The organism is Secundilactobacillus angelensis (genome assembly GCF_012641075.1).
Taxonomy (GTDB): domain Bacteria; phylum Bacillota; class Bacilli; order Lactobacillales; family Lactobacillaceae; genus Secundilactobacillus; species Secundilactobacillus angelensis.
On the sequence record NZ_JAAXLJ010000013.1, the window covers coordinates 1 to 14,819 of the forward strand.

Annotated in this window: 12 protein-coding genes, 3 tRNA genes and 1 rRNA gene; 13 read left to right on the forward strand and 3 right to left on the reverse strand. The window is 44.7% G+C overall.

What is annotated here, in order from left to right; all coding sequences use genetic code 11:
• Positions 1 to 99, forward strand: a 5S ribosomal RNA gene (gene rrf, locus HC026_RS07890); the annotation flags it as partial.
• Positions 100 to 207: 108 nt separating this feature from the next.
• On the opposite strand, the gene HC026_RS07895 is transcribed toward rrf, so the two are convergent.
• Positions 208 to 280, reverse strand: a tRNA-Thr gene (locus HC026_RS07895).
• A 130-nt stretch (positions 281 to 410) separates the two neighbouring features.
• Here HC026_RS07895 and HC026_RS07900 point away from each other — a divergent pair.
• Positions 411 to 484 (forward strand) — tRNA-Pro (locus HC026_RS07900).
• A 53-nt stretch (positions 485 to 537) separates the two neighbouring features.
• A tRNA-Leu gene (locus HC026_RS07905) sits at positions 538 to 622 on the forward strand.
• A gap of 53 nt (positions 623 to 675) precedes the next feature.
• Here the strand turns inward: HC026_RS07905 and HC026_RS07910 are convergent.
• Positions 676 to 1,227 carry an NUDIX hydrolase gene (locus HC026_RS07910; RefSeq protein WP_168925450.1) on the reverse strand — a complete coding sequence of 184 codons (552 nt, stop codon included), beginning with the start codon at positions 1,225 to 1,227 and terminating at the stop codon, positions 676 to 678.
• An 84-nt stretch (positions 1,228 to 1,311) separates the two neighbouring features.
• Between HC026_RS07910 and HC026_RS07915 the strand changes: the two genes are divergently transcribed.
• Complete coding sequence (locus tag HC026_RS07915; RefSeq protein WP_168925451.1) at positions 1,312 to 2,499, forward strand: cation:proton antiporter; 1,188 nt, start codon at positions 1,312 to 1,314, stop codon at positions 2,497 to 2,499.
• Positions 2,500 to 2,561: 62 nt separating this feature from the next.
• Here HC026_RS07915 and helD read toward each other — a convergent pair whose 3' ends face one another.
• Positions 2,562 to 4,871 (reverse strand): RNA polymerase recycling motor HelD, encoded by a 2,310-nt coding sequence (gene helD, locus HC026_RS07920; RefSeq protein ID WP_168925452.1) that lies wholly within the window; start codon positions 4,869 to 4,871, stop codon positions 2,562 to 2,564.
• A 382-nt stretch (positions 4,872 to 5,253) separates the two neighbouring features.
• On the opposite strand from helD, the gene trpS reads away from it, so the two are divergent.
• From trpS to HC026_RS07965, 9 genes are all read left to right on the forward strand, one after another.
• Positions 5,254 to 6,270, forward strand: coding sequence for a tryptophan--tRNA ligase (trpS, locus tag HC026_RS07925; RefSeq protein ID WP_168925453.1), 1,017 nt, complete (start codon positions 5,254 to 5,256; stop codon positions 6,268 to 6,270).
• Between the two features lie 32 nt (positions 6,271 to 6,302).
• Entirely contained in the window at positions 6,303 to 7,229 is a 927-nt protein-coding gene (locus tag HC026_RS07930; protein WP_168925454.1) for a Ppx/GppA family phosphatase, read from the forward strand.
• Between the two features lie 20 nt (positions 7,230 to 7,249).
• Positions 7,250 to 8,518: a hydroxymethylglutaryl-CoA reductase, degradative gene (locus HC026_RS07935; protein ID WP_168925455.1), complete on the forward strand. Its 1,269-nt coding sequence runs from the start codon at positions 7,250 to 7,252 to the stop codon at positions 8,516 to 8,518.
• Positions 8,519 to 8,521: 3 nt separating this feature from the next.
• Positions 8,522 to 9,481 (forward strand): IpaB/EvcA family protein, encoded by a 960-nt coding sequence (locus tag HC026_RS07940; RefSeq protein WP_168925505.1) that lies wholly within the window; start codon positions 8,522 to 8,524, stop codon positions 9,479 to 9,481.
• A 24-nt stretch (positions 9,482 to 9,505) separates the two neighbouring features.
• Positions 9,506 to 10,204: an NAD-dependent protein deacylase gene (locus HC026_RS07945; RefSeq protein WP_168925456.1), complete on the forward strand. Its 699-nt coding sequence runs from the start codon at positions 9,506 to 9,508 to the stop codon at positions 10,202 to 10,204.
• 62 nt (positions 10,205 to 10,266) lie between these two features.
• A complete protein-coding gene (locus HC026_RS07950; RefSeq protein WP_168925457.1) occupies positions 10,267 to 10,872 on the forward strand; it encodes a TMEM175 family protein in 606 nt (201 codons plus the stop codon).
• A 15-nt stretch (positions 10,873 to 10,887) separates the two neighbouring features.
• The gene (locus HC026_RS07955; protein ID WP_168925458.1) at positions 10,888 to 11,733 is read left to right on the forward strand and encodes a DUF72 domain-containing protein; all 846 of its coding nucleotides are present in this window, start codon (positions 10,888 to 10,890) and stop codon (positions 11,731 to 11,733) included.
• Between the two features lie 164 nt (positions 11,734 to 11,897).
• Positions 11,898 to 13,949 (forward strand): methionine--tRNA ligase, encoded by a 2,052-nt coding sequence (metG, locus tag HC026_RS07960; RefSeq protein WP_168925459.1) that lies wholly within the window; start codon positions 11,898 to 11,900, stop codon positions 13,947 to 13,949.
• A 92-nt stretch (positions 13,950 to 14,041) separates the two neighbouring features.
• On the forward strand, positions 14,042 to 14,818 hold the full coding sequence (locus HC026_RS07965) for a TatD family hydrolase (protein WP_168925460.1): 777 nt from the start codon (positions 14,042 to 14,044) through the stop codon (positions 14,816 to 14,818).
• Position 14,819 lies beyond the last annotated feature (1 nt).

The window sequence follows — 14,819 nt, forward strand, 5'->3', positions numbered from 1 at the left end:
AAGGATACACCTGTTCCCATGCCGAACACAGTAGTTAAGCTTCAGCACGCCAAGAGTAGTTGGGGGATCGCCCCCTGCGAGGGTAGGACGTTGCCACGCAAATAAAGCAGTCATCGTGTAATCGGTGGCTGCTTTTTTCGTTTGAAGATATAAAACAATCCATTTATTACATTGACTCATGGAATGCTGTCTATCGTTTTGAAAGAAAGCCGCTTATCGGATTTGAACCGATGACCTCTTCCTTACCATGGAAGTGCTCTACCTTCTGAGCTACAGCGGCAACTCATATTATACTACATCCTTTAGGCTTCTTGGAAAGTTTCATGGCGACAAAATTGACCTCAAAATTTACTAGTAATAATTAATTCGGAGTAGTATACTAATATAGTTGGTAATTTATAAAACGACATCGGGAAGTAGCTCAGCTTGGTAGAGCACCTGGTTTGGGACCAGGGGGTCGCAGGTTCGAATCCTGTCTTCCCGATAGCAATCAATTATCTTGGATAGATATGAAGTGCTACATTTTTTCATGAACATGCCGGAGTGGCGGAACTGGCAGACGCGCTGGACTCAAAATCCAGTGTCCGTTGAGGACGTGTGGGTTCGAACCCCACCTCCGGTATCAAAACACCAAGAAGCAGCCTGCTTTTTATAGCAGGTTGCTTTTTTTTACGATTAAGCCAGGTAAAGCTGGTAGAAACCAATTGCGGCTAATGCCTGTGCTGTATTTATTCTCCCCATTCTGATCCATTCAATCACCTGGTTTAACCCAAATAGTTGAACCGAAACAAACTCATCCGGATCGAAATGAGTAGCAGTCCGTTTTGTCGGATCAAACCGCAATAAAACTAAGGCTGCAGTTTGATCCATGAATCCTTCGGAAGAGGTAACGGTTGTCATGACCTGAACTGACTTAGCAACATAACCAGTTTCTTCTTGAAATTCACGCCTGGCTGCTGCTTCTGGTGTTTCTCCTGGATTAATAATGCCAGCGGGTAAAGAAACTGAATCAGCGTTGATGCCAACGCGGTACTCACTTGTTAGTGCTACTTGATCATCATCGGTTAGCGCCAAAATAGTAATCGTTGGGGCGGTATGGATTAAATCTCGCTCAACCGAAAGGCCATCCGGCGTATCGATTTCACATTGCATGACTGAAAAGACGGGTCCCTGATACTGCTTCGTTTGTTTTTTGATGTGACCAGCTTGATGCCAATTTTTAAACATGGACAAGATTTCCCTTCTGGTTAGTGTTATATTTTAGTTAGTGCTGGATTATGCAGCACTATTTTACTACAAGAGGTGGTTAGTGTGAATTTTATCGGAACTTTATGCCTCCTGCTAGTTTTGACGACCTTTGCCGGACACTTCTCAAACCGAATGGGGATTCCATCCGTTATTGGTCAAATATTAGTGGGAATCGTAGTTGGACCAGCTATGTTTAACTGGGTTCAACCCAATCAGTTATTGAACGTTTTCTCAGACATAGGCGTTATTCTGCTGATGTTTATCGGTGGATTAGAGAGTAATCTCGCTCTCCTACGCCGCTTTTTTAAGCCAGCAATTGTCGTTGCACTGTGTGGTGTCATCATGCCCGTAGCACTAATGGGTGGCACTGCCATGGCCTTTCATTTTTCCGCCTTTGAGGCAACCTACATAGGAGTTATTTTTAGTGCTACATCGGTTTCCATATCCGTGGCAGTGTTACGTGAATACCATGCTCTCGATACTTCTGAAGGGGCGACAATTCTTGGTGCAGCGGTGGCAGACGATATCGTGGGTGTGATTTTATTGTCAGTCATGATCAGTTTGATGGGTACACAGGGGTTGAAGACTAGTGGGCAAAATACAAATATTATTCTGATTTTACTGGAACAAATGGCTTTTTTCGGTGGGACTTATTTGGTCGTTCGATGGATTGCACCCTATTTAATGGGAATCAGCGAAAAACTATTGATGAACTCCAGTGTCACCATCATGTCCATGGTGATTTGTTTAGGAATGGCCTGGGTTGCAGATGCAGTCGGCTTGAGTGGTGCGGTAGGTGCCTTTTTCGCAGGAATCGCAGTTGCTCATACGCCTTATCGGGAAGTCGTTGAAGCCCATACGGAACCGATTGGGTATGCGGCTTTTGTTCCGCTGTTTTTTGTTGGTATTGGGCTAAGTATGTCCTTTAAGTATTTGGGCCAATCTCTTGGCCTGATCATTGTGATGACACTATTAGCCTGCTTGACTAAATTATTGGGTTGCGGGTTGGGCGCTCGACTCACCGGTTTTAGTTGGCACAGCAGCTACGTGGTTGGAACAGGAATGATTTCTCGTGGCGAGATGGGAATGATTACCGTTCAAATTGGGTTACAGGCGGGGCTACTATCGAATGCGACTTATTCTAAAATGGTGTTGGTGATTATTCTGGCAACCATCATTGCACCGTTTATGCTGAAGCAAGCGTTGAAGCCAAATAAGCAGGAACCAAATCCAGTCAGTGATAAACCATAATTTAAAACACCAGCATCATCAGTCGATTTGCGAGTGATGATGCTGGTGTTTTTGAGGTTCAATTAATTCGTTAATTCATGTTCAATCTGCAAGACTGATTTTGGCATTTTATTCGACGCAATTAAGGGGGATACTGGTCCCAAGCTTATGAGCACCAGTTGATGCATTGCCCGCGTAGCAATTGTGTATAAGGTGCCAGTGAACCGGTCATCGGGAAAGTTAGCGGCAGAAACGTTCCAAGCAATCACCGCATCAAATTCCAATCCCTTAGCCAGGTAGATCGGCATTACAAGGGTTCCCTTGGGTAACGATAAGTCGGCATCGGTCATTAAAGTCACATCGTTGTTCTCGTGATGTAATTTTTGATAAACCTCGTGTGCTTGTTCGAGATTCTTGGTCAGAATAGCTACGGTGCCATTACCAGATCGTAAGCTGGTGACCTCATCCTCCAATGCCTCATAGCAACTTTCGGTGTCGTAACGAATGACTAGTCGCGGCAGTTGGCCAGGACGATTAAATGCTTCAATCTGGTCACCGTCTGGCAGCAGTGCCTTAGCGAAGGTCGTTATTGGTAAAGTCGATCGGTAAGAACGATTGAGCTTCAACAAACGAGGATGATGAACGTGGAAGGCATCACGCAGACTGTTTAGTAAGCCTTCAGGAGTCTGTACTGCTTTGAACAGGGCTTGTTCAGCATCGCCCAGGAAAGTCATATGAGCCTTTGGAAACGCGTGGTGTAGATACTGTAGTTGCGCAATCGAATAGTCTTGCATCTCATCCACAAATAAATGATGCATGGCGTGATTCTGACCGCCACCAGTGAGAATGTCACGGATATAAAGCAACGGGGCAGCGTCCACTAATTCGCATTTGTGAAATTCAATATCGTGTAAAAAGGCTTTCTTACTTGCAGCCATCACGGTTGCAGGCAGGTTATCAGGAATCGCAACCGTGTCCATAAAGTCCGCGTACTGGCTGTAGATATCTAAGAAGTAGTTGTTGTAAATGGCATCGTAAACTTTTCGTAGTCGCCGAGTCACAATTTTGCGTGCAATGTAATTGGTTTCAGCATCGACTTCCTGAAAATCGTGCAGGCGTTTTGAACCTAGTAGGTTATGATATTCTTCATCAGATAATTGATCGATTTCTTCAGCTACCCAGTCTGATTTAGCTTCCTGGTTAATTCGGCGTTTTAATTGCTTAATGAGGATGTTTTTGGTTCTTAAGAACCGTTCAGCTGGCTGTAAGTGTGGCAACCCTTGATAAATTTTTTCGATAGCCGCCTTATTGAAGAAAATTCGGCCGTCAAAATAAATATGGTTGAACTTAAAATGAGTTGGCTCCAAATTTTGACAATAGTCCGCGATTTGATGCATGTACTGTGAAGATGATTTGTAATCAACTAACGCTTGTTGGTCAGCAGATAAATCAACATCCTTTTCGTAATGATCGAATAGTGATTCCACATTCAGGCCCTGAAGCCGTTGAGTAAGAAAATCCGCCAAAGTGACTTGCCGCATGTTTCGTTCGCCTAAACTTGGCAGAACATCTGAAATGTAGTGGCTAAACAGTTTGTTGGGTGAGAAAAGAACAATCTGGTCTGCTTGTAATTCCCGGCGACTATGGTAGAGCAAAAAAGCGATCCGCTGTAAAATGGCAGAAGTCTTACCAGAACCAGCGACCCCTTGAACCACTAGGAGGTCAGAACGAGTGTCGCGAATGATGTCATTTTGCTCACGCTGAATTGTCGCCACGATATTTTGCATGGTCTCATCGTTTTGTTGACCCAAAACATGTTGCAGCATTTCGTCACCAACGGTTTCGTTAGTATCAAACATAGATTCAATCTTGCCGTTCTGAATCAAAAATTGACGTTTTTTAGTCAGTGTAGTGAGCTGTTTCCCAGCGGGAGTGTCGTAGGTCACATCGCCTAAAGTCCCGTTATAGTAAATGGCTGAGATGGGTGCCCGCCAGTCATAGACTAAAAAGTTAGACTCATCGTCGGTAAACGAAGCCGTGCCAATATAGAGTTTCTCTTGCTCAGCTTCACCAGGGTCTTGAATATCAATTCGGCCGAAGTATGGTGATTGTTCCAGGTCTTTGTAGACGTGTAACTGATTCGAGATAATCTGTTCGTTTTCAATCAGCCGAGATGCTAAGGCCCGTTGCTGTTGCAGTTCGGCAGAAGTATCAATCCGATCATCAACTTCTACGTAGTTAACAGAAGTGTTAGCGCTGTAATTTTGCTGAACCGACTTCATTTCCGCGTGAGCCTTACTGTACTCCAGCGAGACTGACTTGATTTTTGCGGTAATTTGATTGATCACCGAATCAACGCGCTGCTGTTCAACTTTTTGTTCCCGTGATTCCAAAAAAACGCCTCTTTCGTTTAATGTGCTTGAACCATTCTAGTGTGATTAGGTGGTTGTGTCAATTGGAAAAGCTCAGCACATGCCAACTTTGACAACAACCGTTAAAATGCTTAAAATAGAAACCATTATATAGATAGAATTCGTCAGTGCGTTAGATCATCATTACAGAGAGACCATGTTTGCTGAAAATGGTCGCAATGATCACTTTGGAGCTGACAAGTGAATTTTAGGGTGCCTCCTTATCGGTGAGAGTGGTGACTTTTGGTCACAAATTTAGGTGGTACCGCGGTTGACGTCCTTTTGCATGCGCAATGGGGCGTCTTTTTTATGAGGTATCATGGCACCAATAATAGGGACATCAATTGAAAGGGAGATTAATAACATGAGCGATAAGAAAATTATTTTAACTGGTGACAGACCAACTGGCAAGCTTCACATTGGCCACTATGTAGGCTCTTTGCAAAACCGGGTTAAACTACAAAATTCCGGTGATTATGAATCCTATATTATGATTGCAGACCAACAGGCACTGACAGATAACGCCCGTGATCCCGAAAAGATTCGTAATAGCCTGATTCAAGTTGCATTAGATTATTTGGCCGTGGGAATTGACCCTAAGAAGTCAACGATCCTTGTGCAATCACAGATTCCAGCACTGAGTGAGTTGACGATGCACTACTTGAACTTGGTGACGGTTTCGCGTTTGGAACGGAATCCTACCGTGAAGACCGAAATTAAGCAAAAAGAATTTGGTCAAAGTGTTCCTGCCGGCTTCTTCATCTATCCGGTTAGTCAAGCTGCTGACATTACTGCCTTTAAAGCAACTACTGTCCCGGTTGGCGAAGACCAAGAACCAATGCTGGAACAAACTCGTGAGATCGTGCGGAGCTTTAACAGTATCTATGGTGAAGTTTTGGTTGAACCTGAGGGCTACTTCCCACCAGAAGGCGAAGGCCGAATTCCTGGCCTAGATGGTAACGCTAAGATGAGTAAATCGTTGAACAACGCTATTTATCTGTCTGATGATGCTGATACGGTACAAAAAAAGGTGATGTCAATGTACACCGATCCGACTCACGTGCACGTTGAGGATCCGGGTCATGTCGAAGGGAACACCGTGTTTACTTACCTTGACATCTTTGACGATGATAAACAGAAAGTTGCCGATTTGAAGGCACAATATCAACATGGTGGCCTTGGAGATGTTAAGATTAAACGGTATTTAAACGATGTTTTACAAGCAGTCCTAGAGCCAATTCGAACTCGTCGTGAACAGTATGCACAAGACATTCCTGGTGTTTACCAGATTTTGCAGGACGGCAGTGAAAAAGCGAATGTAGTGGCCAACCAGACGTTAAAAGAAGTTGTCGAAAAAATGGGACTAAACTACTTCGGTTAAAATTTGGTTGATACAATAAGGGGTGTCGGGTGATGGATAATTTAGTGATCGTTGATTTGGGTTCTAATTCAGTCCGGATGACGATTAATGAAATTCGGCCGGATAAAACCTTTCGAGAAGTGGCCCGTTATAAGGAAGATTCGCGGATATCTGAGGGAATGGGCGATGAAAAAGAGCTGCAAGAACCGGCCATTCAACGGACATTAGACGCGCTTCGTAAATTTAAAACTTATTATGAAGCACTCCCTCATTTAACGGTTAAAGCAATTACCACGGCAGCCGTGCGCCAGGCACGCAACCAGGCGGAATTTCTAAAAAGAGTTGAACAGGCAGTTGGCCTGAAATTGGACGTTTTATCTGGTGATGATGAGGCTTATTACGATTATTTGGGGGTTAAGAATCGTTTGCGGGTGGCAGATGCACTCATGCTTGATGTGGGTGGCGCTAGCCTAGAAATGGTGCATATTCAATCCGGTAAAGAAAGCAACCTGATCAGTATCCCCTTTGGAGCCGTTAACTTGTCCGAACAGTTTCATTTGGCAGATAAAGTGTTCGCAGCTGACTTTTTTAACGCGTCAATTTTTCTTAGAAAACGACTGCGAGATATTTGGTGGTTGCACGAAGCACAGAACAAGCCCTTAATTTTGCTGGGCGGTGCTAATCGTTCGCTGGCACGGATGAGTCGGCGTCAGCAGCAAATTCTGCACGTTGAACAAATTCACGGCTACCAGCTGACCAGTCCAGAAGTTTTCAGACTTTTTAGCATGTTATTAAGCAAGAGTCTGGCTGAACGACAGGAAATATCTGGCCTTGAACCGGATCGGGCTGACATCATCGTTGGTGGTATTATGCCTTTGGTATTATTATTGCAAATGTTAGATTCAGACCGAGTGATATTCTCGGAAAGCGGTGTGCGGGAAGGTATCATACACGCATATCTCAATCACGACTATAATTAAGAGAGCAAGGATAGGTGAACATGGAAGCGGGGTATTCACAGTTTTACAAGCGGACACCGGAGGAGCGGTTAGCGATAATAGCAGATCAGCTGGGGTTGTCTAAGCCTGAGCAACAAGTGCTTAAGCAGCATGCAACAGCTGATGATTTATCGTTACTGGTTGAAAATTACTTGACAACGTATCAGTTACCAGAGGGCATCGCGGTAAATTTTCGCGTGAATGATCACGATTACGTGGTACCAATGGTCACAGAAGAACCAAGTGTGATTGCGGCAGCTAGCAACGGCGCTAAACAGTTAGCGAAGGCGGGGGGAATTAAGGCTACAGTCAATTCCCGCTTGCTGACGGGTCAAGTGGTTCTCAGTGATGTGAAAGTGTTTGCTTCTATCGATGACTGGGTGGCATTGCACCAAAATGAATTACTGGATGCTGCAAGACAGGCACATCCTTCTATCGTTAAGCGTGGTGGTGGTCCAAAATCAATTCGAACGCGTGATTTAGGTGAAGGGTTTGTTTCAATTGACCTAGTCGTTGACGTGAAAGCCGCGATGGGCGCCAATATGATGAACACGATGTTGGAAGCAGTTGCGGATGTTGTACAAAATAAACTGCACCACACGACCTTATTTAGTATCCTATCAAATGCTGGTGATCAGAGCCTCACAACGGCAACGGTATCAGTCCCAGTTGCTCAATTGGCTGATGAACAACAAAAAGCCCAACAAGTTGCAACTCGAATCGCACAGGCTAGTCGCATTGCGCAACTAGACCCTATGAGGGCAGTTACTCACAATAAGGGGATCATGAATGGTGTCGACGCGGTGGTCCTTGCAATGGGGAATGACTGGCGGGCAATCGAGAGTGCGTCTCATGCTTATGCAGCAGTAGATGGGCAATATCGCGGGTTGAGTCAGTGGCAGCTTGAGGATGACCAGTTAACGGGAACCTTGACCTTGCCGATGCCGATTGGAACGGTCGGCGGTGCAACAAAGGTTTTACCACTAGTCGGCATTAATCAAAAGATTGCCAGTATCGATTCGCCAGAGGAACTCATGATGGTGATTGTTTCAGTGGGGCTTGCCCAAAACTTTGCTGCACTTAAGGCGCTGGTGACCAGCGGTATTCAACAGGGGCATATGAAGATGCAACTGCGCTCTTTGGCCATGTCTGTGGGCGCAAGTGCGGTGGAAGTGCCAGCTCTGGTGAACCAGTTAATAAAAGCCAGTGATCCGAATGAAGCTAGTGCTAGACGCTTATTGGAACAAATTAGAAATAACAAGGAGACATGAATGATGCAAAACGTAGAGATCAATCCGGAAACGCAATCTTTATTAGATGCAGTCAATAAAATTTTCCCTGGAAAAGTAGAATTACAGTTCATCGGGAAGCTGCAAAACGGCTACGTCCGTCATGATCAGGCTCAGGCCGTTCAGGACAAGGATAATATTATGGTTCAAATCAGTGATCTTTCAGCACCGGATTACACGGCCTCCCATGAGCTCTTGCACCTCTTAATGACGCTGCGTGGTTTCCCACAAATTTTCTTTGCCATCTCCACTGGCGAAGAACAGCTGGACCAGCAGTTAATGATGCTTGGTACAGAACTCTATGACACCGTTTCACACATCGTAGTGGTCAGTGAGCAACGCAAGCACGGACTAATCACTGATGAAATCGAACAGATGTATCTGAAAGGTGTGCAAGCCACGATTCAGCCTGAACCAACACCAGTCGATGATAAAATGACGTTACGGTTGTTGACACTGACGGATGCACTCGTCTTTTTCGGTGACGGGAATAAAAAAGTTAACGATCAGCTTGCAAAGGATTATCCAAATTCGTTTGCAGCTGCCAAAAAATTATACGCGCTGATTACTGAAAAACCTGTAGACTCACCATTTACCCTTCGCCGTAATATTGTGAAACTCTTTAAGGCATTTGATGAACAGTTGAAAGCCTGGGGGTTGCCGCCAATTAACATGACTGAATTTGCCACCGTTTCCAATGTGGTGTCTGAGCGGCAATTGCGCTTGGAGGTTCGTCAAATGTTTGAACTGTACCATTCTGATATGGTTGATATTAAGAGCAAGCGGCGAGCATACGTTGGCATTAACCGAGCTGACGGGCAGAACTCATTTGTGATTTCTGCGCCAACCAAAGCCAACGATAATCCCGAGTACTATAAAGCCATTTATTCGTTATCAGTTGAAGCACTATTTAAGAAACTGGAAATGCCGTATATTTTACGTTAATACGGGTGATGAGGGGGTCTTACAATGGATGAAACAATTCAACGGGCGTTTGAACAATCTAAGCACATCGTTTTCCTAACGGGGGCTGGTGTTTCGACACCTTCTGGCATACCAGATTACCGCTCAAATAATGGGTTATATACCCATCATAAGAACGCAGAATATTATTTGAGTCACACGTGTTTAACTCAGGAGCCAGATGTGTTCTATGATTACGTCAAGACGAACTTGTACAAGCCAGACGCTAAACCCAACGTGATTCATGAAAAACAAGCTGCGCTGACCCAACAGGACCGAGCAACGATCGTGACCCAAAACATCGATAACTTGTACCGGGTAGCAGGAGCCAAGCACTTGGTTGAATTTCACGGCAACCTCTACCGGGTTTATTGCCAAAAATGTCATCAGCCAGTAGACTGGCACGACTACCTGAAAAGTCCGGTACATGAAGGGTGCGGTGGCCAATTACGACCTGATGTTGTGCTGTACGAAGAGGGTTTAAACGAAACCAATATCTCGAACGCGGTCAATGCCATGGCAAACGCGGATTTAATCGTGATTACCGGTACTTCCATGCGCGTGTATCCCTTTGCCGGGTTATTGGACTATCGCAATCCTACGGCGCCAGTTATTGTTGTTAATAACGAACCATTGTCCTTTTCATTTAACTTTGAAATGGTTCAAGAAGATGCGGCTACGTTTTATGATCAACTGAAAATCTGAGTATCACTAATCACTTTTGACCGGTTCATCCGGTCAGTACATAAATATAGGGGGAACCGTCAATGAGTAAATCGCGGTTGGAAGCATTTACCGATGGCGTCATGGCCATTATCGTCACGATTTTAGTGCTGGAGATTCCAGAACCAGACGGCACAACTTTTGCTGCTTTATGGCCGTTACGTTATAAGTTGATTCTTTACTTACTGAGTTTTTTAACGGTGGCAGTCTACTGGAACAATCACCATCACTTGTTCCAGATTACCGAAACAGTCAGCGGGTCAGTGCTATGGGCAAATAATTTATTTTTGCTAACCATCAGTTTAATGCCGATTGCGACGGCCTGGGCGGGCAGCCATACTGAATACACAGCACCAGAGGCGACGATGGGAATTATTTTTTTAGCGGTCAATATTAGTTTTTACGTTTTAGTTAAAAGCCTTTTAGCTGCTCATGAGCCTGATTCGGTGTTTACGAAGTTCTTTGGTAAGGGTCAGCGGAAGTCCTGGTATTCAATGTTAATGGTTCTGATTGGCATTGCGTTATCGTCTGTCTGGCCACCAGCTTCTGCAATTCTCTGTTTCGGTTCACTGATTCCCTGGATTATTCCAGATCACCGGGTTGACCGTTATTTAATGAAAAAGAGTCGGCAGCAATCGTTAAAAAAGTAAGCGAGGTGTGTTTTGATGATTACGATTGGTTTAACAACCTGGAAAGAGCATCCAGCTTTAATACAAGATCAACAACGGGATGTGACTTTACCAGAGTACGCCGCAATTTTGCCCGTCGTTGAGTTAGACACGCCGTTTTATGGTATTCCGAGAGCTTCCACGGTCGCTAATTGGCAAAAACAAGTACCGGCCACGTTCCAGTTTATCCTTAAAGCAAACAAACTCATGACCAAACACGATTTTGGCAAAGAAGAAGCCAGCGATGAAGAGCGGCAGCAGGCCTTTACTGAATATCGTAGAATGGTGCGGCCGTTGGTTAAATCCCACCAGTTAAAAACGGTGCTATTCCAATTTCCTCCTTTTTTTCAGCGAACCACAGAGAATCTTCAATGGTTATTTGAAATTCGCGATCAGATGGCTGATTTGCCGATTGCAGTCGAGTTTCGTAACCCTAGCTGGTACGATCCTGACTTAACGGAGGACTTGATGCGCTACTTAAAGGGGCTTCATATGACACATGTCATTGTGGATGAACCTCATCGTTTAAACGATGGGGTGCCCTTCGTGGCAGAAGTGGCAGATGATCGACTGGCATTATTACGACTACACGGGCGCAACGAGCAGGGCTGGTTTAATCAAGGCAAAGATTGGCGTGGCGTTCGGACGCTGTATCAATACAACGACGACGAACTAACTGGGTTTGCCAAAACGGTTTCCAGTTTATCTGATCAGGTGCAGGAAGTCTGCGTTATTTTTAATAATAATTCTGGCCGAGATGCCGCTCCCAACGCTCTGGCATTAAGAGATCTACTGCATTTATCCTGGCAGGGATTAGGTCCTCAGCAGATGAGCTTATTTTAATAGCTGAGCTGAATTGGCTGAAAATTAGCTCAAAAACCGGCCGTTGATGTCTGAGAGTTATTTCTCCGGCGGGTCAGATATGCTATAATGTTGAAGACTTTCTAGAAGCAAAACTGAATGAAAATTAAAAAATAAACCTAATTGAAAGGGGCCTGTTGATTAACATGACAGAAACCAAACCTACGTATTACATAACGACACCAATCTACTACCCATCTGGGAAATTACACATTGGAAACTCATACACCACGATTGCCTGTGATGCTTTAGCCCGCTACAAGCGAGAAACCGGCAACGATGTCTTCTTTTTGACTGGAACTGACGAACATGGACTTAAGATCGAAGAAAAGGCTGAACAGCTTGGAACCGATCCTAAGAGTTATGTGGATGAGATGGCTGCCGGTATCAAGAAACTGTGGAAGACGCTAGAAATTTCCAACGATAAGTTTATTCGAACGACGGATGATTATCACGAAAAGGCCGTCCAAAAGATGTTTCAACAACTGCAAGATCAAGGTGACATTTACCTGGGTGAGTATGAAGGTTGGTACTCAGTCGACGATGAAGAGTACTTCACCGAAACGCAACTAGCTGAAGTATATCGTGATGATAACGGTAAGGTCATTGGTGGTAAGGCGCCTAGTGGTCATGAAGTTGAACTCGTTAAGGAAGAATCATATTTCTTTAAGATGGGGAAGTATGCCGATTGGCTGTTAGATTATTACAAGCAACACCCAGAATTCATCCAACCAGCAAGCCGCATGAACGAAATGATCAATAACTTCATCAAGCCCGGTTTGGAAGATTTGGCGGTATCCCGGACCACGTTTAATTGGGGGATCCCAGTTAAGTCTAATCCTAAGCACGTTGTGTACGTTTGGCTTGATGCCTTGACCAACTATATTACGGCACTTGGTTATGATGGTGAAGATGACAGCTTATTTAAGAAGTTCTGGCCTGCTAATGTGCAAATGGTGGGTAAGGAAATCGTTCGTTTCCACACCATTTACTGGCCAATTATGCTGCATGCCCTTGGCCTGCCGCTGCCTAAGACCGTCTTCGGCCACAACTGGTTATTGATGAAGGACGGTAAAATGTCTAAGTCTAAGGGTAACGTGATTTACCCAGAGACCTTAGTTGATCGATACGGCTTGGACTCAGTTCGTTACTATCTCATCCGGGCGATGCCTTATGGTAATGACGGTACCTTTACGCCAGAAGACTTCGTTGACCGTTTAAACTATGATCTCGCTAACGATTTAGGCAACTTGCTTAACCGGACCGTTGCCATGATCAACAAGTATGAGGGTGGTGTTATTCCAGCTTATGAAGCCGGCGTGACGGATTTTGATGCTTCCTTGGAAGAAGTGGCCGAAACCACCATGGCCAACTACCACAAGTTAATGGATGATCTGCATTTTTCAGATGCCTTAGCTGAAATTTGGAAGTTGATTGCCCGGACAAACAAGTATATCGATGAAACTGAACCGTGGATCTTAGCAAAAAACGACGATGATGACAGTAAGCGGAAGTTAGCCGCTGTGATGGCACATTTGTCAGCAAGTCTAAGAATCATCGCTTACTTCTTAAGTCCAGTTATGACTCACGCGCCAAAGCAAATTTTGGCTCAATTGGGGTTGGCATTTGACGATGAGGTTAATTTGAAAGAATTGACAATGGCAGGTCTCCCTAAGAATAGTCGGGTAGTTGGTAAAGGAACACCAATCTTTCCTCGCCGCGATGCTGACGAAGAAGTGGCCTTTATCGCCGCTCAAATGACCAAGTCCGATAAGAAAAAAGGTCGGGCTGCCATGGAAGCTGCTAAGGAGGCAGCTAATTCCGGTGTCTGGAATCCTGAAAACACAGAATTGAAGAGCGACAAAAAAGAGGTTCGGTTTGATGCCTTCGAAAAGATTGAACTGAAGGTTGCTGAAATCATTGATGTTCAACAGGTTCAAGGTGCTGATAAGCTATTGCAGTTCCGCTTGGACGCTGGTGATTCTGATGATCGCCAAATTTTATCTGGGATTGCTGAATACTACCCAGAACCTAAAAATCTGATTGGGAAAAAAGTCATTATTGTAGCCAACTTGAAACCGCGTAAGATGCGCGGACAAGTGAGTCAAGGCATGCTTTTATCCTCTGAGGATTCTGATGGTAAGGTCCAACTCGTGACGGTGCCTGAAAGTATTGCCAACGGGTCAACAGTCGAATAGTTACTGAAATTCCGCGATGAGCGGAAGGCGAAATCCGAATATTCAGTTGTTGAATATTCGGATTTTTGTTTCAATGTAGGAGAATAAAGGTTATGAAAATTTTTGATTCACACACTCATTTAAATAGCGAAGAATTTATTAATGATGTTCCGCGCTATATTGCTCGGGCAGCTGATTTAGACGTAGTGGAAATGACCATTGTTGGGTCTAACACTGAGTTAAACAAACAAGCGGTTCGTTTAGCTCAGGAATATCCTCAACTTCACGCGGCGGTTGGTTGGCATCCGGAAGATTCCAAGTTCTATGATGCTGATAAAGAAAAGGTGTTGGAACAACAACTAGAAGAAGACCGAGTCGTTGCGTTGGGTGAAATCGGGTTGGACTATCACTGGGATAGTTCTCCTCAGGATGTACAGCGACGGGTGTTTAAACGCCAGATTGAGATTGCCAAGGACCATGGGTTGCCAATTGTGGTCCACAACCGGGATGCTTTCGAGGACACGTATAACATCATTAAGTCAGTGGGCATTCAAGAAACAGGCGGTGTTATGCACAGCTTTAACGGTGATCCAGAATGGTTGCAGAAATTTCTGGACCTGGGTATGATGATTTCGTATTCCGGGGTGGCAAGTTTTAAAAATGCCCACGAGGTTCACGATTCCGTTCGGGCAACGCCGCTGGACCGGATGATGGTTGAGACGGATGCACCTTATTTGACGCCAGAGCCTCATCGAGGAGAACAGAATGAGCCCGGGTTCACCCGGTATACCGTAGAAGCTATAGCTAAAGAACGGGAAACGACGCCAGAAGCAATTGCTGCAGCAACGTGGCAAAACGCACACCGATTTTTTAAGATTAAGGAGTCCTAGA

Coding starts and splice junctions, on each gene's coding strand:
- HC026_RS07945 (WP_168925456.1), top strand. CDS start 9,506: ATGGATGAAACAATTCAACGGGCGTTTGAACAATCTAAGCACATCGTT.
- HC026_RS07910 (WP_168925450.1), bottom strand. CDS start 1,227: ATGTTTAAAAATTGGCATCAAGCTGGTCACATCAAAAAACAAACGAAG.
- HC026_RS07930 (WP_168925454.1), top strand. CDS start 6,303: ATGGATAATTTAGTGATCGTTGATTTGGGTTCTAATTCAGTCCGGATG.
- HC026_RS07940 (WP_168925505.1), top strand. CDS start 8,522: ATGCAAAACGTAGAGATCAATCCGGAAACGCAATCTTTATTAGATGCA.
- metG (WP_168925459.1), top strand. CDS start 11,898: ATGACAGAAACCAAACCTACGTATTACATAACGACACCAATCTACTAC.
- HC026_RS07935 (WP_168925455.1), top strand. CDS start 7,250: ATGGAAGCGGGGTATTCACAGTTTTACAAGCGGACACCGGAGGAGCGG.
- HC026_RS07955 (WP_168925458.1), top strand. CDS start 10,888: ATGATTACGATTGGTTTAACAACCTGGAAAGAGCATCCAGCTTTAATA.
- HC026_RS07950 (WP_168925457.1), top strand. CDS start 10,267: ATGAGTAAATCGCGGTTGGAAGCATTTACCGATGGCGTCATGGCCATT.
- trpS (WP_168925453.1), top strand. CDS start 5,254: ATGAGCGATAAGAAAATTATTTTAACTGGTGACAGACCAACTGGCAAG.
- HC026_RS07965 (WP_168925460.1), top strand. CDS start 14,042: ATGAAAATTTTTGATTCACACACTCATTTAAATAGCGAAGAATTTATT.